The 21,487-nt window shown below is 65.4% G+C and carries 16 protein-coding genes; 11 read left to right on the top strand and 5 right to left on the bottom strand.

Going from position 1 to position 21,487, the window contains the following annotated elements; translation table 11 throughout:
• Positions 1–10 precede the first annotated feature (10 nt).
• On the bottom strand, positions 11–1,642 hold the full coding sequence (locus NX778_RS13560; RefSeq protein WP_258812280.1) for a glycoside hydrolase family 43 protein: 1,632 nt from the start codon (positions 1,640–1,642) through the stop codon (positions 11–13).
• A gap of 187 nt (positions 1,643–1,829) precedes the next feature.
• On the opposite strand from NX778_RS13560, the gene NX778_RS13555 reads away from it, so the two are divergent.
• The 3 genes from NX778_RS13555 (at position 1,830) to NX778_RS13545 (ending at position 7,103) form a co-directional block, all read left to right on the top strand.
• On the top strand, positions 1,830–3,074 hold the full coding sequence (locus NX778_RS13555) for a XylR family transcriptional regulator (protein ID WP_258812279.1): 1,245 nt from the start codon (positions 1,830–1,832) through the stop codon (positions 3,072–3,074).
• Positions 3,040–3,918: an aldose epimerase family protein gene (locus tag NX778_RS13550; RefSeq protein WP_258812278.1), complete on the top strand. Its 879-nt coding sequence runs from the start codon at positions 3,040–3,042 to the stop codon at positions 3,916–3,918. The genes NX778_RS13555 and NX778_RS13550 overlap by 35 nt, the downstream gene beginning before the upstream one ends.
• A 68-nt stretch (positions 3,919–3,986) precedes the next feature.
• Positions 3,987–7,103 carry a glycoside hydrolase family 2 TIM barrel-domain containing protein gene (locus NX778_RS13545; RefSeq protein WP_258812277.1) on the top strand — a complete coding sequence of 1,039 codons (3,117 nt, stop codon included), beginning with the start codon at positions 3,987–3,989 and terminating at the stop codon, positions 7,101–7,103.
• 15 nt (positions 7,104–7,118) lie between these two features.
• Here NX778_RS13545 and NX778_RS13540 read toward each other — a convergent pair whose 3' ends face one another.
• The 4 genes from NX778_RS13540 to NX778_RS13525 all read right to left on the bottom strand — a co-directional run bounded on the left by NX778_RS13540 (position 7,119) and on the right by NX778_RS13525 (position 12,981).
• Entirely contained in the window at positions 7,119–9,506 is a 2,388-nt protein-coding gene (locus NX778_RS13540) for a sensor domain-containing protein (RefSeq protein WP_258812276.1), read from the bottom strand.
• A 203-nt stretch (positions 9,507–9,709) separates the two neighbouring features.
• On the bottom strand, positions 9,710–10,288 hold the full coding sequence (locus NX778_RS13535; protein ID WP_258812275.1) for a superoxide dismutase: 579 nt from the start codon (positions 10,286–10,288) through the stop codon (positions 9,710–9,712).
• A gap of 115 nt (positions 10,289–10,403) precedes the next feature.
• Positions 10,404–11,768 carry an exodeoxyribonuclease VII large subunit gene (gene xseA, locus NX778_RS13530; protein WP_258812274.1) on the bottom strand — a complete coding sequence of 455 codons (1,365 nt, stop codon included), beginning with the start codon at positions 11,766–11,768 and terminating at the stop codon, positions 10,404–10,406.
• 109 nt (positions 11,769–11,877) lie between these two features.
• A complete protein-coding gene (locus NX778_RS13525; RefSeq protein ID WP_258812273.1) occupies positions 11,878–12,981 on the bottom strand; it encodes a TIGR03118 family protein in 1,104 nt (367 codons plus the stop codon).
• Positions 12,982–13,210: 229 nt separating this feature from the next.
• On the opposite strand from NX778_RS13525, the gene NX778_RS13520 reads away from it, so the two are divergent.
• The 8 genes from NX778_RS13520 (at position 13,211) to NX778_RS13485 (ending at position 21,398) form a co-directional block, all read left to right on the top strand.
• Positions 13,211–14,122 carry a pirin family protein gene (locus NX778_RS13520; RefSeq protein WP_258812272.1) on the top strand — a complete coding sequence of 304 codons (912 nt, stop codon included), beginning with the start codon at positions 13,211–13,213 and terminating at the stop codon, positions 14,120–14,122.
• A gap of 975 nt (positions 14,123–15,097) precedes the next feature.
• Entirely contained in the window at positions 15,098–15,706 is a 609-nt protein-coding gene (locus tag NX778_RS13515; RefSeq protein WP_258812271.1) for a MotA/TolQ/ExbB proton channel family protein, read from the top strand.
• On the top strand, positions 15,706–16,158 hold the full coding sequence (locus NX778_RS13510; protein WP_258812569.1) for an ExbD/TolR family protein: 453 nt from the start codon (positions 15,706–15,708) through the stop codon (positions 16,156–16,158). Before NX778_RS13515 ends, NX778_RS13510 begins: the two co-directional genes overlap by 1 nt.
• 141 nt (positions 16,159–16,299) lie before the next feature.
• Complete coding sequence (gene lpxK, locus NX778_RS13505) at positions 16,300–17,322, top strand: tetraacyldisaccharide 4'-kinase (protein WP_258812270.1); 1,023 nt, start codon at positions 16,300–16,302, stop codon at positions 17,320–17,322.
• Positions 17,303–17,473, top strand: coding sequence for a Trm112 family protein (locus NX778_RS13500; protein ID WP_258812269.1), 171 nt, complete (start codon positions 17,303–17,305; stop codon positions 17,471–17,473). The genes lpxK and NX778_RS13500 overlap by 20 nt, the downstream gene beginning before the upstream one ends.
• Positions 17,470–18,222, top strand: coding sequence for a 3-deoxy-manno-octulosonate cytidylyltransferase (gene kdsB / locus NX778_RS13495; protein ID WP_258812268.1), 753 nt, complete (start codon positions 17,470–17,472; stop codon positions 18,220–18,222). Before NX778_RS13500 ends, kdsB begins: the two co-directional genes overlap by 4 nt.
• A gap of 169 nt (positions 18,223–18,391) precedes the next feature.
• The gene (adk, locus tag NX778_RS13490) at positions 18,392–19,048 is read left to right on the top strand and encodes an adenylate kinase (protein WP_258812267.1); all 657 of its coding nucleotides are present in this window, start codon (positions 18,392–18,394) and stop codon (positions 19,046–19,048) included.
• 187 nt (positions 19,049–19,235) lie between these two features.
• Complete coding sequence (locus NX778_RS13485) at positions 19,236–21,398, top strand: sodium-translocating pyrophosphatase (protein WP_258812266.1); 2,163 nt, start codon at positions 19,236–19,238, stop codon at positions 21,396–21,398.
• Positions 21,399–21,487: the final 89 nt, after the last annotated feature.

The raw sequence follows: 21,487 nt of genomic DNA, 5'->3' as shown, positions 1-21,487 counted from the left end.
TGTCTCGATCTTATTGTGGGGTGACGCGGAAGTAATCGACGTCGAGGCTGGAGGGCTTGGCGCCGGCCTGTTCGCCGACAGTGAACACGCCGATTTGCGCGCCGACCCAGCGGCCCTTGCTGATCGCGAGCGGCTGGCCGACGCTCGTGAAGTTCGCGTTGTCGGCGCTGTAGGAGAAGCTGGCCAGTGCGCCTTCAGCCATGTTCATGCGCAGGTACAGCGCGTTCGGCGCTTGTGGCAGCACCACGGTGGTCTTCTCGGTGCAGCGCACCTTGGCCGGCGTGCAGGTCGTGTAGACCAGCTGCGTGGCGCCCGCGGTCTTGCGCAGGCCCAGCCAGGCGTACTGCATGGCGTTGACGATCAGGCCCGCGCGGTCGCCCTCGGCGGCATCGTTCAGCTGCACGTGGGTGTTGACGGCGAAGACCGGCGCCGGCGGCTTTTGGGCCAGCAGGGCAGGCGTGGCGCGCACATAGCCGTTCGCCTCCGGGACCACCTGGGTGTGCAGGCGCAGGTAGCCGGGACGCTCGGTCAGCGAATACCAGCGCGGGTCGCTGTTGGCGTTCCACTGCCACTGCAGGCCGAGCGTGGGGCCGTTGAATTCGTCGCTGGTGGGCGGCGCCTTGACCGGGAAGCCGGCCACCGGCTTCTTGTAGGCCAGCACCGGCTGGCCGACGCCGGCCTTGGCGCCGTCTTCGCCGATGATGGGCCAGCCGTCCACCCAGCGCATCGGCTGCAGGTGCAGCAAGCGGCCGTAGGCGCCCTTGTCCTGGAAGTGCAGGAACCAGTCGCTGCCGTCCTGCGCGCGCACCCACGCGCCCTGGTGCGGGCCGTTGATCGGGGTCTTGCCCTGGTCCATGACGGTGCGCACCTCGTAGGGGCCTTCGAGGCTGCGCGAGCGGAACACCGCCTGCCAGCCGTCCTCGACGCCGCCGGCGGGCGCGAACACGTAGTACCAGCCTTTTTCCTTGTAGAACTTCGGCCCTTCCAGCGTGCGGTAGCCGGCGATCTTGTTGCCGTCGATGATGGTCTTGCCTTCGGTGTCGAGCAGGCCGCTGGCGTCCGGCGCCATGCTGCGCAGGGTGAGCAGGTTGTTGATGCCGGCGCGGCTCTTGGCCCAGCCGTGCAGCAGCCAGGCCTTGCCGTCGTCGTCCCACAGCGGAGTCGGGTCGATGATGCCTTTGCCGGGCAGGAGCAGGTGCGGCTTGGTCCACGGGCCGGTGAACTTTTCGGCCGTGATCACGAAGATGCCGAAGTCGGGATCGGGGTAGAAGATCCAGAACTTGCCGTCGTGGTAGCGCAGGCAGGGCGCCCAGACGCCGTCGCCGTGGCGCGGCACCGCGAAGTGGTCTTCCGGGACCAGTTTCGGCAGCGCATGCCCGACCAGTTCCCAGTTGACCATGTCCTTCGACTGCAACAGCGGCAGACCCGGGGCGCTGTTGAAGCTCGACGAGGTCATGTAATAGGTGTCGCCGACCCGGATCGCGTCCGGGTCGGAGTAGTCGGCGTGCAGCACCGGGTTCTGGTAGCGGCCGTCGCCGAGGTCGGCCACCCAGGCGTCCTTGGTATTGGTTTGTTGCGGCGCCGCATGGACGGTCGCCATGGCCAGCGGCAGCAGGCAGGCGGCAACAGAGCGTTTTTTCATGATGTGCAATCAGGTCTGCAGAGTTGGCGAGATGCTAGCAGTTCGGCCCGCGCAGGAGGAATCGTCGTCAGAAATCGAATTGGGCCTTGGTGGAATTCGAAATTGCCGGGCTCGGCACCGGAATGCAGAATGGAGCTCCTCAGGAAGCTGACAAAGCGTGCTTTAGAATGCGCTGGTGGGGGGAGATATGTTGACAAAGAAAACGCATCGCATTGCGTTGTTGTTTAACGCGAACAAGATTTTTGACCGGGAAGTGATTGCGGGCATCGCATCCTATCTGTCGAGCCGGCGCAGCCAGTGGGAACTGTTCCTCGAAGAGGATTTCCGCTTGCGCCTGCCCGGTATCGACCGCTGGCAGGGCGACGGCATCATTGCCGATTTCGACGACCCGGCGGTGGCGGCGGCGCTGGAAAACAGCGCCATTCCGCTGGTCGCGGTGGGCGGCTCCTACGAGAATCCGGACGACTACCCGGCCGGCGTGCCCTACGTCGCCACCGACAATTTCAAGCTGATCCGCCTCGCCTACGAACAATTGATCGGCGCGGGCCTGAACAATTTCGCGCTGTTCAGCCTGCCCGAGGCGCAGACCAATCGCTGGGCGCAGGAGCGCGAGAAGGCCTTCTGCGCGCTGATGCGGCGCGACCGGCTCGAGCCGCAAGTGTTCCGCGGGCAGAGCACGAACGCGCCTTCGTGGGACGAAGCGGTGCAGCAGCAGATCGCCTGGTTGCGCAGCCTGCCCAAGCCGGTCGGCATCATCGCCGTCACCGACGCTAGAGCCCGCCAGCTGCTTCAGGCTTGCGCCGTGGCCGACATCGCGGTGCCGGAACAGGTCGCGCTGATCGGCATCGACAACGACCCGCTGGCGAATATGCTGACCCGCATTCCGATGAGCTCGGTGGTGCAGGGCGCCAACGAGATGGGGCGCACCGCGGCCCACTTGCTGGACCAGATGCTGCACGGTGTGCGGCTGCCGGCGTCGCGGATTCTGGTGCCGCCGGCCGGCATCAACGTGCGCGCATCGAGCCGGCACCAGGCGGCCAAGCATCCGCACGTGATGCGGGCGCGCCATTTCATCCGCCAGTACGCCTGCCAGGGCATCAAGACCGACCAGGTGGCCGAGTACGTGGGCATCTCGCGTTCCTCGCTGGAGGGCTATTTCCGCCAGGAGCTCGGTTGCAGCGTGCACGACGAGATCCTGCGCATGCGGCTGGAGGCGGCCACCACGATCCTGGAAAGCGGCGAATGCAATCTGGCCGACGTGGCGCGCCGCTGCGGCTTCACCTCCAGTCCATACATGCATTCCGTGTTCAAGCGCGAACTCGGATGTTCGCCGCGCGCCTACCAGAAGCGCGTGCTGGCGCCGCAGGACCAGCAAGAAGAGTTGCAGAAAGATGATGATGTTTTTGACGACCGCGAATCACTCTCGCGCTAGCGGCCCGTCCGGTCCCGGCCGCCTGTTCACGCTGCACAACGACCGCGACATGGCGGTCACCATCAGCGAGCACGGCGCCGCCCTGATGGCGTGGTGGGCGCCGGACCGCTACGGGCGCCTGGCCGATGTCGTCATGGCCGGCGCCGACAGCCTGGCGGAGCCCGGCCATCCGGGCAGCCTGCGCCGGCTGGCGCCCGCGGGCTGGCAGGGGACGATGGACGGACGCTGCGTGACGCTGCGCCATGCCTCGGAAGAACTTGCGGTGGAGCTGAGTTACCGGCTCGACGACGAGGGACGCCTGTCGATCGAGCACCACGTCGGCGCGCGCGAAGAGTCGACCGTCGACCTCGGCGCACACCCGCGCTTCAACCTGACCGGCGGGCGCGGCGACGTCGCCGACCACATGCTCCAGATCGAGGCCGACCATTACCTGAAGATCGACCGCGGCGGCATTCCCATGGACGTGGCGCCGGTGGAAGGCACGGCGTTCGACTTTCGCAAGCCGGCCGCCATCGGGCCACGGCTGGTCTGGCCGGACGTGCAGATCGGGCTGGCGGGCGGCTTCGGCCATTGTTTCCAGGTGGGCGCGGAGCGCGGGCAGCTGCGCGTCGTGGCCCGGGTCTACGATCCGCGCTCGGGCAGGCGGCTGCAGGTCGCCACGACCGAGGCGGGCCTGGGATTTTGCACCGACACCCAGGGCGGGTCGCCAGACGGGGCCGGCTTGCGGCTGCAGCCATGTTCGCATCCGGAGCACCTGGGCGTGGGGCTGGCAGCGGCAGTGATCGTCAGCCCGCGCAATGTGTTTCGCAGGACAACCGTGTACCAGCTGACGCTGCAGCTTTAGCGTGCGCATCGGCACGCACTTGCCAAGCCTTGCCCGCGCGAGGCCCCTCCAACCCTAACCCAAACACAATGTCTATCAAAATCACCCGCCGCGGCGCGCTCGGCGTCTCGGCAGCGCTCGGCCTGCTCACTAGCGTCAAGGCATTCGGACTGGATAACGCGTCGGCAGACCAGGCTGCGGTCGACGGCCGGCGCGCCATCGCCGACGAAGGCTGGAGCCTGTGGCTCGACCGCGCCGCCCAGTGGCAGGACGACGCCATCTACCTGCCGGAGCAAGTGCCGCCGATGGCCGACCTGCCGGTCAACCGGCCGACCGGCGGCTGGGATGCGCTGTACAAGGGGCAGGGACTGATGGTGACATTGCCGACGACGGTCGAGGAGCATTTCTGGGGCCAGTTCGGCGCGCGCTCCTACACCGCCGACGAATACCGCTACGCCGACGACGATCCCGTGCCGCAGAACGGCGCGCTACCGGGCGTGTCGTGGTGGTGGAAGAACATCGATATTCCCGCCTCGGCAGCCGGGCAGCAGGTGTGGCTGCACATCCGTGGCGCCCGCATGCGCGCCGAGGTCTTCCTGAACGAGGTGCTGGTCGGCTATTCGATCATGTCGGAACTGCCGATCGATTGCGACCTGACGGCCGCGATGAAGCCGGGGCAGCCGAACCGCCTGGCGATCCGCATCACCAATCCGGGCGGACGCTTCGACTGGAAGGATTCCAACAACACGCCGTGGGGCAAGGTCAGGCTGTATCACTCGCACGGCTTCGGCGGCATCGACCGCGGCATGACGCTGAGCGTGCACCCGATGGAAGGCCGGATCGCCGACGCCTGGGTGCTCAATACGCCGGATCCGCGCGTTGTCACCGCGCACGCCGAGATCGTGGCGAAACAGCCGGTCACCGCCGCCGACTTGAGCGCCACCGTGCTGGACGCATCGGGCGCACCGGTCGCGGCGCAGGTCAAGGTCGAACAGCTCGCCACAGGGGACGGTGTCACCCGGGTCCGCCTGCGGGTGAGCGCGCCGTCGGCGAAGCTGTGGGATCTCGACACGCCGAACCTGTACCGCCTGCGCTTGCAATGGAAGGGCGACTCGCGCATCGTCCGCTTCGGCTTCCGCTGGTTTGCCGCCGAAGGCATTAGCAAGAACGCGCTGTTCCGCCTGAATGGCCGCCGGATCAAGCTGTACACCGCGATCTCGTGGGGCTACTGGGGTTACAACGGCCTGTTCCCGACGACCGAACTGGCGCGGCGCGAAGTGACGGCGGCCAAGGCGCTGGGCCTGAACTCGCTCAGTTTCCACCGCAACGTCGGCAAGCCCGAAGTGCTGGACCTGCAGGACGAGCTGGGCCTGACCCGCACGATGGAGCCGGGCGCGGGGCGCATGGCGATCGGCAAGGCGCTCAAGGCGGGCGAACGGCTGTCGCCGGGCGATGCCTTCAGCCGCGACTTCATGGTATCCAAGTGCAGGGCCATGGTGCGCGCGCTGCGCTCGCATCCCTCGCTGGTGCACTACACGCTGCAGAACGAGGTGTCGGCCGACCTGAATAATCCGGACGTGGAAGCGGTGCTGCGTGCGATGCACGAGCTCGATCCCAGCCGCAGCGTGATCCTGAATGATGGTTTCGTCGGGCGCGGCGCGGCGCAGGCAATGTTCCTGCCGTATGACGATCACTACTATCGTTCCGATGTGGAAAAGGCGGGCGGCTGGTGGGTCAATCACCAGGGCGCGGGCGACCAGTGGTATGACAAATTCTATGTCGACCAGGAGCATTTCATTCACCGCCAGACGATGCCGGAAGCGATCGTCGAGTTCGGTGAAATGGAAGGCTGCGCCGTCGGCGACAACCATGTGAAGATGATCGCCGACATCGTGCGGCGTGGGGGCAAGAGCTACGACCTGGCGGACCACAAGGCGATCGTCAACGGCGCCGCCGCCTTCCTCGATCGATGGGGCTTCCGCACGGCCTTCCCGACCACCGAGAGCTATTTCCTCGCGGTCGGCAAGAAGCAGTACGACGCCTGGCAGAATTACCTGGAGAATATCCGCATCTGCGACCAGGTCGACATGGCCGCCATCAGCGGCTGGGAATCGACGGCGATCGAGAACCATTCGGGCATCGTCGACAACCTGCGCTACTTCCACGCCGATCCGGAGATCATCCGCTGCAGCCTGTTGCCGGTTCGGCCAGTGGCCAAGCAGCGCCGCTACACCTACGCGGCGGGCGAGGCGGCGGAGCTGGACGTCTGGCTGCTCAATGACACCGGCAAGCAGGTGCCGGGCAAGCTGAGCCTGAGCGTGATCGATCCGGACGGTAAAGCGATCAGGATCGCCGATTACCCGGCGCCGGCGAACGAGGCTGACCAGTTCAGCTATTTGTTGGCGGAGAAAGTCAGGACGCCGGCATTCGCCAAGGAGGGCAGGCACACCATTCGGCTGGAGTTACCCGGGAAACCCGAGGCGACATTCGTGCGCGACTTGTGGGTCACGCGCACCGATGTGAAGCCGGCCGCGAAGACCTTGCGCATTGCCGTGTCCGGCATTTCGCGCTCGCTGCGTGCGCGGCTGGTGGCATTGCCGGGTGTGGAGGTCGAGGATTTCAAGGCCGGTGCGGCGTATGACGGGCTGGTCGCTTCCGGCCTGAAGGCGGAGGAAATCGCGCGCCGCCAGGTCGGCGACCAGACCGGACTGGAAGCGGCGCCGAAGAAGGGCGCGAAGCCGAAGCTGGTGCCGGGCGAGTTGCCGCCTGAGGTGCTCGCCGCCGTCCAGGGCGGCCTGCCCTTGCTGGCGATGGTGCCGGAAGACGGCTTGTCGGATGGCGTTGCGACACAGCTGGCGGCGCTGGGATTGTTCCAATACGCCGGCGCGGCGGGCAATCTGCGCGCGCCGTGGATGGGCAACTGGAATATCCTGCGCGCGCATCCGCTGTTCGAGGGCATTCCGGCGGACATGGCGGCCGGCGTCTGGCACCAGGTCGAGGGCCAGCCGTCGAACGGCTTGCTGGTCGAGGGCGAGGGCATCGAGGTGATCGCCGCCTACAGCCGCGACCACGACCGTCGCCTGGGCGCGTCGAGCTTCACGGTGCGCAAGGCGGGCGCGCAAGTGCTGTTCCACCGCATGCCGGACATGGTGGCGCCTTTGCAGACGCGCTTCCTGCTGAACGCGCTGCGCTGGATGGCGGCCTGATGCGAGACCACGGGCCTAGTCCGGCAGGCGCGTGTCCTTCGACACCATCTGCCGCAGGCTGTCGCGCGGCACGGGCGGGCTGAAGTAGTAGCCCTGCATCTGGTCACAGTCGTAGTCGCGCAGGAAGGCGATCTGCTCGCGCGTTTCCACGCCTTCCGCGACCACCTTCATCCGCAGGCTGTGGCCGAGCCCGATGATGGCGCGGGTGATGACGCCGTTGCCCTCGATGCTGACGTCGCTGAGGAAGGAACGGTCGATCTTGATGAAGTCGACCGGGAATTTCCGCAGGTAGGACAAGCTTGAATAGCCGGTCCCGAAGTCGTCGATGGACAGGCGCACGCCCAGCCCCTTGAGCTGCTCCAGCACGTCGACAGCTTCCTCCGGCTGGTCCATCAGCTGGCTTTCCGTCACTTCCAGTTCGAGCGATCCGGGCTCGACCTGGTGCTGGGCGAGCATCTGGCCGAGCCGGGTCACGAATTGCCGCTGCCGCAGCTGGCGCGCCGACAGGTTGACCGAGATGACGAAGTCGGGCGCGCCGTCCGAGCGCATCTCCTTCAGGGTTGCGCACACCTTGGACAGGACCAGCTCGCCCAGCGGGACGATCAGGCCGGTGGCCTCGGCGACCGGAATGAAACGGTCGGGCGGGATGATGCCCTTGTCGGGATGGCGCCAGCGCACCAGCGCTTCCGCGCCGACGATCTTGCCGCTGCGTAGGTCCACCTTGGGCTGGTAGCCGACCACCATGTCGTCGTCACGAATGGCGCGGCTCAGGCTCGCTTCGAGCAGCAGCTGGTCGTGCACGGCCTGGTTCAGCTCCGGCGAGTAGAACTGGCAATTGTTCTTGCCCATGGTCTTGGCGTGGTACATGGCGGCGTCGGCCGCGCGCATCACGCGCTCGGCGCGTTCGCCGTCGCGCGGAAACAGGCTGACGCCGATGCTCACGCCCGGCAGGATGGCGTTGCCTTCTGCCGTCACCGGTGCGCTGACGCTGTGGCGCAGGCGCTCGACCAGTTCGGCCACGTGGGCGGGGCTGGGCTGGTCGTTGATGACCAGTACGAACTCGTCGCCGCCGACGCGCGCCACGGTGTCCTCGTCGCGCACGCCGGCGCGCAGGCGCTGGGCGATCTCGCGCAGGACTTCGTCGCCGGCGTCGTGGCCGAAGGTGTCGTTGATGTACTTGAAGTTGTCGAGGTCGAGGAAGGCGAGGGCGCCCAGCGTGTGTTCATGCACCGCCTGTTCGATGGCAGAGCCGAGCCGGTCGTGCAGGAGGGTGCGGTTGGCCAGGCCGGTCAAGGGGTCGTGGTGGGCCAGGTGCTGCAGGCGCCGCTCGTAATGCTTGGCCTCGGTGATGTCGTTGATGACGCCGACAAAGTGGGTCACTTCGCCTTCCTGGTTGACCACGGGGTCGATGCGCAGGTCGTTCCAGAAGATTTCGCCGTTCTTCCTGGCGTTGCGCACGATCGCGTGAACGCTTTCATGGCGCTGGAGCGCGTCGCGGATGCGCTCGTGTTCCTGCTCGTCGCAGCCTTCCACCCGCATGAAGCGCGGGTCGCGGCCCTTGATCTCGTCCAGCGTGTAGCCGGTGATCTGCTCGAAGGCGGGGTTGACGTACTCGATCGGGAATTCCTTGTTCTTGCAGCAGCTGATCAAGATCGCGTTGACGCTGCAGGAAATGGCGCGCTCGCGCAGCAGCAGGCTCAGTTCGGCTTCCTTGCGGGCGCTGATGTCGAGGCCGGTGCCGAAGACGCAGGGCACGTTGCCCAGGCTGGTGCGGGCGCAGTTGAACAGGCAGGCGGTGCGCTTGCCGAACTTGCCGATCAGTTCGGCCTCGTGGCTGGAGCTGCCGTGCTCGAAGGCGTCGAGGATGTTTTCGGTGCTGCGCAGCGCATCCTTCTCGTCGAAGAAGTTTTGCACATTGATGGTCGGCAGTTCTTCGCTCGTCCTTTCGAGCACGGCTTCGAGCTGGCGGTTCCACAGCAGCAGGTGGCCGCTCTGGTCGATCACATAGAACACGCAGGGCAGGCCCTCGATGATGTCGGTGACCGGCAGGTCCTGGATCAGCGCATAGCGGGGCGGCATCACACCGGGGCGCGGCGCCACGATGACGCTGAAGGAGTCGGGCTTGTCGGGGTCCAGCGCCTGCGGCGCGATGGTGACGCGGACCGGGATGCGGCGGCCGTCGTTGCTGGTCAGGTGTCCGGTGGCCTCGCATTCGCCGGTGAGCGGCAGCGACGGCGCCTTGCAGTTGCCGGACTCGTCGAAGCTGATGATGCGGTCCAGCCGGCTTCCGCGAATATCGGACGCGGTGTAGCCGGCCATCTTTTCGCAGGCCTTGTTCCAGCTTTCGATGTTGCCGGCCGCATCGACCACGAAGACGGCAATCGGCAGGGGGGCGGCCTCCAACTCATCCTCCTTGCGGACACGTGAGAAAAGTGGCGCTGAGGGAGCATGGTAGCGCGCCAATCGAAATACCGGCGCGAAATTGGTGCGGGTGGGGATGGAACGGACGCTGCTGGGAAAACAAAGGGAACGACGGTAAATCTTCGAACGTGCGCGAACCGCGAAAAAAAATCCGCCGCAGCGGATTTTTTTTTGCCGAGTCAGGCTCAGGCGAAGTTCTGGTTCACGAAGTCCCAGTTGACGATGTTCCACCAGCTCTCGACGAATTTCGGACGGGCGTTGCGGTAGTCGATGTAGTAGGCGTGCTCCCAGACGTCGACGGTCAGCAGCGGCTTGTTGTCGGTGGTCAGCGGGGTGGCGGCGTTCGAGGTGTTGACGATGTCCACGCTGCCGTCCGGCTTCTTCACCAGCCAGGTCCAGCCGGAACCGAAGTTGCCCACGGCCGATTTCTGGAACTCTTCCTTGAACTTGTCGAACGAGCCCCACTTGGCGTTGATCGCGTCAGCCACGGCACCGGTCGGTGCGCCGCCGCCGTTCGGCTTCATGCCGTTCCAGAAGAAGGTGTGGTTCCAGACCTGGGCCGAGTTGTTGAACACGCCGCCGGACGACTTCTTGATGATCTCTTCCAGCGACAGGTTTTCGAATTCGGTGCCCTTGATCAGGTTGTTCAGGTTGGTGACATATGCCTGATGATGCTTGCCGTAGTGGTATTCCAGCGTCTCTTCCGACATGGTCGGGGCGAGGGCGTTCTTGGCATAGGGCAGCGGCGGCAGAGTGTGTTCCATGTCTTGTCCTTGATTGGTTGGAAACGAGTCGGTCGGGCCATCATTCTAAACCGGTTGGCGAAAGGTTGCATATTTGCTTCCCGGCTTCCAAGACGGCCCGGTATTTACGGCCTTGTCATTCGAACAGGCTTTGTACGCTGGCCACGCCGACCTCGGCGCTGCCTTCGGCCAGCCGCAGCGCCAGGGTCTCGTGGACCTTGATCTTCGCTGGATTGCGCAGGATGTTTCCCTTGGCATCACACACGATGGCGTAACCGCGTTCCAGCGTGCGCTGCGGGTTCAATAATTCGAGTTGCGCGGCCAGCGCGGCCAGCGCTTCGCGCCGCTGCCTGAGCTGGTTGCAGATACTGGTGTCCAGGTGGCGCTGCTCGGAGACGATCTGCGCGCGAACGGCCCGCACGTCCGGCCGGTGGCGCGCCCAGCGCTGGCGCAGCTGGGCCAGCGCCATGCCCTGGCGGTTCAGCGGCTGGTGCAGCGCGTGCGTCATCGCGCCGGCCATCGAACGCAGCTTCAGGCGCTGGTGCGCGATCTGCGCCGTCGGGCTCAGCAGGCGGCGGCTGAGGTTGTCCAGGCCCTGGTTCGCTTCGGACAGGATGCGCTGCATGGCCCGGCGCACGTCGCCGGCATCGGCTGCCAGCGAGCCGAGCCAGTCGGCACGCGGCGTCGCCGCCAGTTCGGCGGCGGCGGTGGGCGTGGCGGCGCGCAGGTCGGCGGCGAAATCGGCGATGGTGAAATCGGTCTCGTGGCCGACACCGGAAATCACCGGCACCGCGCAGGCGGCGATCGCGCGCGCCACGCATTCTTCGTTGAAGCACCACAGGTCTTCGATCGAACCGCCGCCGCGGCACACCAGCAGCAGGTCGACTTCGGCGCGGCGCGAGGCGGTCATGATGGCCTCGGCGATCTTGTCCGCGGCGAACTGGCCCTGCACCGGCGCCGGGTACAGCACGATGCTCACGTGCGGCGCGCGGCGGCGCAGCGCGGTCAGCACGTCGCGCAGGGCGGCCGCTTGCGGGCTGGTGACGATGCCGATGCGGCGCGTGAACAGGGGCAGGGCGCGCTTGCGGTCCTGGTCGAACAGGCCTTGCGCGCCGAGCTTTTCCTTCAGGCGCAGGAAGCGTTCGTACAGCTCGCCGACGCCGGCGCGGCGGATCGCCTCGACATTGATCTGGTAGTCGCCGCGCGCGCCGTACAGCGTGACCAGCGCGCGCACCTCGACCTTGTCGCCCTCGCGCGGGATGAAGCCGGCGAACTGCGCGCGGCCGCGGAACATCACGGCGCGCACCTGGGCCGCGTCGTCCTTCAGCGTGAAGTACCAGTGGCCGGAGGAGGCGCGCGTGAAGTTGGAGATCTCGCCGCCGATCCAGACCAGCGGGAAGGAGCGCTCCAGCAGGCGCGCGACCTGCTGGTTGAGCGCGGTGACGGACAGCACCTGGGGTGCGGCGTAGGCCTGGTCGGCGGTGTCGGGTGGCTGCTGCATTTCCTGGACATGAAAACGGTTGACCCGATGCTTATGTCACATCAGGGAAAATTCGACAAGTGTTTTTGGCGCCGGCGGCCCGTCCTGGGCCGGCCGGCGTAGCTGCGCGCTAGTTTTGTGCGTCGTCGTCGCGGTCGTCGCCGGGGACCACGTCGAGCCTGCCGTACAGGCCGTCTGCTTCGCCGTTCGGTCCGGCCGCGAAGTAGAGGGTGTTGACGTGCTGCAGGCTGACCCCATTGCCGAAAGCAATGCCCCACAGGCCGTCGATGTGGATCGGCTTGTGGTCGCTGCCTTTCAACTGGCCGACCCACCTGCCGGTGGCGACGTCAAAGGCATTGATGGCGCCGTCGCCGAAATTGCCGACCAGGAGCCGTCCGCTGAAGCGGCCGAAGCCGTCCGGTGCCATCGCCACGCCCCACGGCGCGTTGAACATGCGGCCCCCGGCCAGGCGGCGCAGCAGCGTGCCGTCGGGGGCGAACACGTCGACGAAGCCGAAGCCGGCGCCCTTGACATCGTCATGGCGGGCGGCGTCCTGTTTGGCGAAGGTGACGACCAGGTCGCCGTGGATGGCCTGGATGCCGAAGGGCGCGTAGCCGGCGGGCAGGTGGGGATCCTGGAACGGCCGCCCCGGCAAGGTCACCGGTTTGAAGGTGGTGTCGAACACGTCGACCCTGCCATTGTGGAAGTCGGTCGCATACAGCAGATTGCCGGTGCCGGCGCCGCTGATCGCAATGCCCTTGTATACCGCGCCCGAACCGCTATTGTCGATGACGCGGATGGCATTGAGGCGGTCCACGGTCGGGGACCAGCCCGAGATGCCGCCATCCTCGGCCGCGAACAGGAACACGCTGGGTCCGGACGCCGTGCCCTTGGTGACCACGAAGCCGGAGCCGCCGTAGAACACGATGCCGGTCGGCGATCCGGCGCTGCCATTCGGCCCGGGGATGGTCACCACCAGGCTGGACGGCACGCCCTCGCCGTTGAACAGGGTGGAGACCCCGGTGCCGTTGTCGGCGACCCAGGACACGGCATAGGGATTGAATGCCACGCCCCAGGCGTTGACGACCTTGGCATCGAGTTGTTCGGCGTGCAGCGCCGGGTTGTTGGATACCAGGTTGCGCTGCTGGTAGAAGTCGCCCGCCAGGACTGGCACGGCGGCAGTAAGGGCCAGCGCGCTTGCGGCGACGGCCAGGGACATGCTCAGCTTCTTCATTGTTAGCTCCTATTCGCATATCGTCGACGTGGGTCCGATGATGCGCAGGGGTGCCAACAGAGTGCTTGAGGTTCGCCAAACAGCGACCCGGCACTTTTGTGCTCATCGGGAGTTCACTGCTCGGCCGCGCTGTCGCGTTGCTCACGTTTGGGCGTGGTCGTGGCATCATCATACTCGTCGCTTTGTGCGGCGCAATGAGCACACATTACGAGATTGAAAGGGACGACAAATGGACAACAGTTCACTGGAAGTGGTGGTGGTGCCGCCGGTGCATGAGCTTGGTGACGACTTCAAGGTGCGGCGTGCCTTGCCGAGCCGGAACAAGCGCATGGTCGGGCCCTTCGTCTTCCTCGACCAGATGGGGCCGCACGTGTTCGAGCCGGGGCGCGGACTTGATGTGCGGCCACATCCGCACATCAACCTGGCCACCGTCACCTATTTGTTCGATGGCGAAATCATGCACCGCGACAGCGTCGGCAGCGTGCAGGCCATCCGTCCGGGCGAGGTCAACTGGATGACGGCCGGCAGCGGCATCGTGCACTCGGAGCGCACGGCGCAGGAACAGCGCGCGGGCGGCTCGTCGCTGGCGGGCTTGCAGTGCTGGGTGGCCTTGCCGCAGGCACATGAGGAGACCGCGCCGTCCTTTGTCCATGTCGGCGCGGACGCCTTGCCCGAACTCGAGGGCGACGGCGCGCGGGCGCGCATCATTGCCGGCAGCTTCTTCGGCCAGCGTTCGCCGGTGCCGACCCTGTCCGAGATGTTCTACGTCGACCTGGTGCTGCAGCCCGGCGCGCGCATCGACATGCCGGCGCAGTACAGCGAGCAGGCCATCTACGTGGTCGACGGCGAGCTTGATCTTGGCCGCGACGGCATCTTCGCGGGCGGCCAGCTGCTGGTGCTCAAGCCCAAGACGAGCGTGACCCTGGCCGCGCGCGGCGCGACCCCGGCGCGCCTGATGCTGCTGGGCGGCGAGCCGATGGACGGGCCGCGTTTCCTTTCCTGGAATTTCGTGTCCAGCTCGGCGGACCGCATCGAGCAGGCGCGCGAGGATTGGCGAAAGCAGGCTTTCCCTTCTGTGCCGGGCGAAACCGAGTTCATCCCCCTGCCGGAAACCCTCGGCAAACCGGTGCGCTATCCCTGAGCGGGCCGGTTGTGCACAAGCCGGACTGCCTGCCTAAAAACAGGGCAGTCCGCGAATGTTTTTTGAAATCAAGCACTTGCTCATATGCATCGTCTGTTGCTAACAATCTTTTCCACAAAAGATGTGTAAAAGCGGGACGGCGACCGTGCCGACGAGGCCGGGCCTGCAGCTGCGCATTTTTTGAGCTGACCGGTTGTTTTCCTTAAGAATCAAAGGCTTGTCCCTCGAACTTCATCCTTGCTCACATCCTTTTCCACAGTTTGTGTGCAAAGCGGAGGTTTATCCCATCGGGCGTCTTGAACGGAGGAGAAAAAACCTCGCGGGAAGGGCTACCCCAGCCCCGCCATGTGGATATCATGGCTTTGATTACTTTTTAGGCGAGGAAACTTTTCCTTTGGGAATCAATGACTTTGCACGCTGTTGACGGCCTTGCTAACAATTTTGTCCACAAAAAATGTGAGGAAATGCGCGCGAGCCTTCATGCCTGGGCTGCTTAAAAATTGGGCGACGCTTCTTTCCTGCATGAAATCAACGAGATAGCGCGCATCCGGCGCCCTTGCTCACATTGTTTTCCACAAAATTTGTGAGAAACGGGGAATAAGTCATGCGCCGGCGGGATCGAAAAATCCTGCCATATTTTTGTGCTCGTGGGAAAAGTTAATAGAAATCAAAGGGATGGAACCGTGCGCGACCGCTTGCCAACAATTTTATCCACAGATTTTGTTTGCAACTCGGCAGTAGCCGCCGGCGCGGTGGGGCGGCCTGCGCAATCTTTGACGCAATGATTTTCACTCTTGTGCGCCCATGCCTTGTTTTTGCGCAAGAATATTTTCCCCTTTAAAATCAATATGCTTGGCGCATGGCAACGCTATTGCACACAGTTTTATCCACAAAAGATGTGCAGAACTGGTCTTGCCCGCGCGCGGGCAACACGTTACATTGCCGCATTGATTTTTCTTCGTTCAGGAGTCCGTTTTGCTCTCCATTCTCCAAGCCGCAGGCTGGCCCATCTGGCTCCTGTTGATTGCTTCCATCGTCGCCCTTGCCCTCATCATTGAACGCCTGATCTACCTCCGCCGCGACAAGATCCTGCCGCGCGCGCTGCTGGACGAAGTCATCCGCGTGTATCACAACGGCAAAGTGACGACCGAAGTCGTGCAGCGCCTGGAGCAGAACTCGCCGCTCGGTGGCGTCCTGGCCGCGGCGCTGCGCAATATCGACGCGCCACGCGACGTGATGAAGGAATCGATCGAGGAAGCCGGCCGCGGCGTGGCGCACACGCTGGAACGTTTCCTGACCACGCTGGGCACCATCGCCTCGCTGGCGCCGCTGCTGGGCCTGTTCGGCACGGTGGTCGGCATGATCGAGCTGTTCGGCGCGCAGAACGCGGTCGGCAGCACCAATCCGGGCCAGCTGGCGCACGGCATCTCGGTCGCGCTGTACAACACCGGTTTCGGCCTGGCGATCGCGATGCCGGCGCTGGTGTTCTACCGCCACTTCCGCGCGCTGGTCGACAGCTTCATCATCGACATGGAATTGCAGGCCGTGAAGTTCGTCGATGTCGTGCACGGTGCCCGCAAATGATGGACTTCCGCCGTGGCCGCAAGCGCGAAGATCCGGAGATCAACCTGATCCCCTTCATCGACGTGCTGCTGGTGGTGCTGATCTTCCTGATGGTCAGTACGACGTTCAGCAAGTTCACCGAGCTGCAGATCACCTTGCCGACGGCGGACGCCGAGAAGGCGATCGAGAAGCCGCTTGAGATCAATGTCACGGTGGACGCGAAGGGTAACTACACGGTCAACGGGCAGCCGGTTTCCTTCCACAGCGTGCAGGGGCTGGCGGAGGACCTGAAGAATGCGGCGCGCACCGGCCCGGATGGCCAGCCGCTGGCCCAGCCGGCGCAGAGCCCGGTCGTGATCGTCAATGCCGACCAGTTCGCGATGCACCAGATGGTGATCAACGTGCTGGAAGCGGCGCGCATCGCGGGCTACGACAAGCTGACGTTTGCGGCGCAGACGGGTGGCAAGCAGTAAGCGTGGGACTCCTTCCGCGTCCATTGATGAGATCGTCGTTCCCGCGCAGGCGGGAACCCCATTTCTTACGCACACCTGCCATGTTTGCAGTACCGTCTGCTCACGCAAAATGGAGTTCCCGCCTCCACGGGAACGACCTTCGTGGGGCTTGAGACGACACTGACGCGAGCCTGGCTGAAGCGCGGCCCGCTGGCCTGTGCCCTCTGGCCTGTCTCGTTGCTGTTCCGCGCGCTCGCCGCACTCCGTGCCGGCCTCTACCGCACAGCCATCCTCAAGGCTGAAAAGCTGCCGGTCCCCGTCATCGTCGTCGGCAACATCTTCATCGGCGGCACCGGCAAGACGCCGCTCACCATCTGGCTGGTCGAAGCCCTGCGCGCGGCCGGCTACACACCGGGCGTGGTCTCGCGCGGGCACGGCAGCAGCGGCGACGCGCCGCGTGAAGTCACCGATACATCCTCTCCCGCCGAGGTTGGCGACGAACCGCTGCTGATCGCCCGCCGCGCCAACTGTCCGGTGGTCGTGGGCCGCAAGCGGGCGGAAGCGGGCAGGGCGCTGCTGGCCGCCCATCCGCAAGTCGACGTGCTGGTCGCCGACGACGGCCTGCAGCACTATGCCCTGGCGCGCGACATCGAGATCATCCTGTTCGACGGCCGCGGCGTCGGCAACGGCTGGCTGCTGCCGGCCGGCCCGCTGCGCGAGCCGCCATCGCGCCGGCGCGACTTCACCGTCGTCAACGCGCCCGAGATCGGCCCGGCGCTGGCCAAGGCGGTCGGCGGCCAGCCCCATCGCATGCGCCTGCTTGGCGGGGTCGCCGAGCGCCTGGCCGCGCCCACGGAAAAAGTCCAGCTCGCCGAACTGGCCGGCAAGCGCATGGTCGCCGCCGCCGGGATCGGCAACCCGGGCCGCTTCTTCGCGATGCTGCGCGCCGCCGGCCTGGCGTTCGAGGAGCTGCCGCTGCCCGACCATCACGACTTCCTCGACGCGCCATTCGACGGACTGGACGCCGAAGTCATCCTGATCACGGAGAAGGATGCAGTAAAATGTGGGCAACTTGAAAACCTGAAGCACGATCCGCGCCTGTGGGTCGTGCCGGTCGCGGCCAGCATCGACGGGCCGCTGGCCGAACTCATTGTGGAGAAATGTCGTGGATGCCCGACTGCTTGATATCCTGGTTTGCCCGCTGTGCAAGGGACCGCTCGAATACGACAAGAAAGCGCAGGAACTGATCTGCAAGCCGGACCGCCTGGCCTACCCGATCCGCGACGGCATCCCCATCATGTGGGCTGACCAGGCGCGCCGGATCGAGGCGCAATGAGTTTTACCGTCATCATCCCGGCCCGCCTGGCCTCGACCCGGCTGCCGAACAAGCCGCTGGCGGACCTCGGCGGCAAGCCGATGATCGTGCGCGTGGCCGAGCGCGCGCGTGAATCCGGCGCGGCCCGCATCATCGTCGCCACCGACCACGCCGACATCGCCGCCGCCTGCGCGGCACACGGCATCGAAGCCTGCATGACGCGTGCCGACCACCAGTCCGGCAGCGACCGCATCGCCGAAGTCGCGCTGAAGATCGGCCTGGCGCCGGATGCCGTGGTGGTCAACCTGCAGGGCGACGAACCCCTGATCGACCCGGCGCTGCTGTCGGCCTGCGCCGCGCGCATCTCGGCCGAGGTGCCGATGGCGACTTGCGCGCACCCGATCGCCGACGCCGCCGACGTGTTCAATCCCAACGTGGTCAAGGTCGTGCTGGATAAGAATGGCCGCGCGCTGTACTTTTCGCGCGCGACGATCCCCTGGCACCGCGACGGCTTCGCTCAATCGCGTGACCATTTGCCGGCCGGGTACGCGCCGCTGCGCCATATTGGCCTGTATGCCTACCGCAACGATTTCCTGCAGTCCTACCCAAAGCTGGACGCCTCGCCGTTGGAGCAGGTGGAAGCGCTGGAGCAGCTGCGTGTGCTGTGGCACGGCCATGCGATCGCAGTGCACGTCACCGCCAGCGCGCCGCCGGCCGGGGTCGATACGCCGGAAGACCTCGCCAGGGTACGCGGGTTTTTTGCGAGCTGAGCCCGTCCAGTCAGGCCTGTGACAGGTCAAGGAGATAAAGTCCGGGCTGTGGTCTAGTGCTCAGTGGTTGACTTTTGTGGTAAGTTTCGCTATCAACTCTAGTCAGATATGCATCACGCTCGTTTGGCGACACGATAACAATTTTTCAAATCCGTTTTAGGAATCTTCAATGCGTCTCATTCTGTTAGGAGCGCCGGGTGCAGGCAAAGGCACGCAGGCGAACTTCATCAAGGAAAAGTACAACATCCCACAGATTTCCACCGGCGACATGCTGCGTGCCGCCATCAAGGCCGGCACCGAACTGGGCCTGGCCGCCAAGAAGGTCATGGATGCAGGCCAGCTGGTGTCGGACGACATCATCATCGGCCTGGTGAAGGCGCGCCTGCAGGAAGCGGATTGCGCCAACGGCTACCTGTTCGACGGCTTCCCGCGCACCATCGCCCAGGCTGACGCGATGAAGGAAAGCGGCATCGCCATCGACTACGTGCTCGAAATCGACGTGCCCGACGAAATGATCGTCGAGCGCATGAGCGGCCGCCGCTCGCACCCGGCTTCGGGCCGCGTGTACCACACCAAATTCAATCCGCCAAAAGTGGAAGGGGTCGACGACGTCTCCGGCGAACCGCTGGTGCAGCGCGACGACGACAAGGAAGACACCGTCAAGAAGCGCCTGCAGGTCTATCATGACCAGACCGAGGTGCTGCTTGGCTATTACAACAAATGGGCACAGTCGGGCCTGCCGGGCGCACCCAAGTACCGCAAGATCACGGGCGTCGGCCCGGTGGAGCAGGTACGCGACGCGGCGTTTGCCGCCCTGGCCGGCTAAGAGGCAAACAGCGGACCGCGTGTCCGCTTTTTTTTGCCCCGGATGACGCCCACGCCATCCGTCGCACCAGTTTTCGATATCAAAGTGTTGCAGTGCGCAGTTAGGTTGGCCGCCCAGATCCTGAAAGAGGACGCGGTCTTTCGAAGTGTGTTGTTGTGTTACTTGATTAAAGAACTAAGGGGACGAAATGGCAGCAAATCTATTAGGTTTCGCGGTAGCCTGTGGCGTGGTCGCCGTGCTCTATGGACTGTGGTCGCGCGCGTGGATCCTGCGCCAGGAGCCGGGCAACCAGCGCATGCAGGAGATCGCGCATGCGATCCAGGAGGGCGCATCGGCCTACCTGGCGCGGCAATACCGCACCATCGGCATCGTCGGCGTGGTGTTGCTGGTGGCGATCTACTTCCTGCTCGGCTGGCAGACTGCACTGGGCTTCCTGATCGGCGCCGTGCTGTCCGGCGCCTGCGGCTTCATCGGCATGAACGTGTCGGTGCGCGCCAATGTGCGCACCGCGCAGGCCGCGTCGAAAGGCATGAACGAAGCGCTCGACGTCGCGTTCAAGGGCGGCGCCATCACCGGCATGCTGGTGGTCGGCCTGGGTCTCCTGGGCGTCACGCTGTTCTACTGGATGCTCACCAGCCAGGCTGTCGGTTCCGGCCTGTCGACCCATGAAGTGATCAAGCCGCTGATCGGCCTGGCCTTCGGCGCATCCCTCATCTCCATCTTCGCCCGCCTCGGCGGCGGCATCTTCACCAAGGGCGCCGACGTCGGCGCCGACCTGGTCGGCAAAGTCGAGGCCGGCATCCCCGAGGACGACCCGCGCAACCCGGCCGTGATCGCCGACAACGTGGGCGACAACGTCGGCGACTGCGCCGGCATGGCGGCCGACCTGTTCGAAACCTATGTGGTCACGCTGATCGCCACCATGCTGCTGGGCGCGCTGATGGTCACCGGTTCCTCGAACGAGGCGATCCTGTATCCGATGCTGCTGGGGGCGGTGTCGATCATCGGTTCCATCGTCGGCTGCTCGCTGGTCAAGGCCAAGCCGGGCAAGAAGATCATGTCGGCCCTGTACACCGGCCTGTGGTGGGCCGCCGGCCTGTCGCTGATCGGCTTCGCGATCGTCACCTGGATGCTGTGGACCGACGAGGCGATGCGCATGCGCATGATGGGCTGCGCGGTGGTTGGCATCGTGCTGACCGGGCTGATGGTCTATATCACCGAGTACTACACCGGCACCGAATTCAAGCCGGTGCGCCATATCGCCGAGGCATCGACCACCGGCCACGGCACCAACATCATCGCCGGCCTGGGCGTGTCGATGAAGTCCACCGCCTATCCGGTGCTGGTGGTGTGCGCCGCGATCCTGGTGGCCTACCAGATGGGCGAGCTGTACGGCATCGCCGTGGCCGCCACCTCGATGCTGTCGATGGCCGGCATCATCGTCGCGCTCGACGCCTACGGTCCGATCACCGACAACGCCGGCGGCATCGCCGAGATGAGCGGCATGCCGGAATCGGTGCGCGCGATCACCGACCCGCTCGATGCCGTGGGCAACACCACCAAGGCCGTCACCAAGGGTTATGCGATCGGTTCGGCCGGCCTGGCCGCGCTGGTGCTGTTCGCCGACTACACGCACGCGCTGGAAACCTCGGGCAAGACCATCGTGTTCGAACTGGCCAACCCGATGGTGATCGTGGGCCTGTTCATCGGCGGCCTGATTCCCTACCTGTTCGGGGCGCTGGCGATGGAAGCCGTGGGCCGCGCGGCTGGTGCGGTGGTGATCGAGGTGCGGCGCCAGTTCCGCGACATCGTCGGCATCATGGCCGGCACCGGCAAGCCGGAGTACGACAAGGCGGTCGACATGCTGACCGCCTCCGCGATCAAGGAAATGGTGTTGCCGTCGCTGCTGCCGGTGGTGGTGCCGATCGCCGTCGGCATGCTGCTGGGGCCGGCTGCGCTGGGCGGCATGCTGATGGGGACCATCGTCACCGGGCTGTTCGTGGCGATCTCGATGACGACCGGCGGCGGGGCCTGGGATAATGCGAAGAAGTACATCGAAGATGGCAACTTCGGCGGCAAGGGTTCCGATTCGCACAAGGCCGCGGTGACCGGCGATACCGTGGGCGACCCGTACAAGGATACGGCGGGCCCGGCGGTGAATCCGCTGATCAAGATCATCAACATCGTGGCGCTGCTGCTGGTGCCGCTGCTGCCGGCGGCGGGTTGGATTGCCATCAAGGCGCCGCAGGTGGCGCACGCGCCGGCGCCGCTGCATGCTCAAGGCACGGTGGTACCGGCGCCGGTGCCGCCAACGTCGGTGGCGGTGTCGTCGCCTGAGCCGGCGCACTGAGCGGTTCGTAACAGCGAGCAACGTCGTCCCGGCGGAGGCCGGGACCCATCGACCGTTTGCCCGGCCGCGGATCAATGCCGCAGTCCAGC

The organism is Massilia terrae (assembly GCF_024753145.1).
GTDB lineage: Bacteria > Pseudomonadota > Gammaproteobacteria > Burkholderiales > Burkholderiaceae_D > Telluria > Telluria terrae.
The sequence above is the reverse complement of the archived record's forward strand: the minus strand, read 5'-3'. Positions and strand labels throughout refer to the sequence as shown.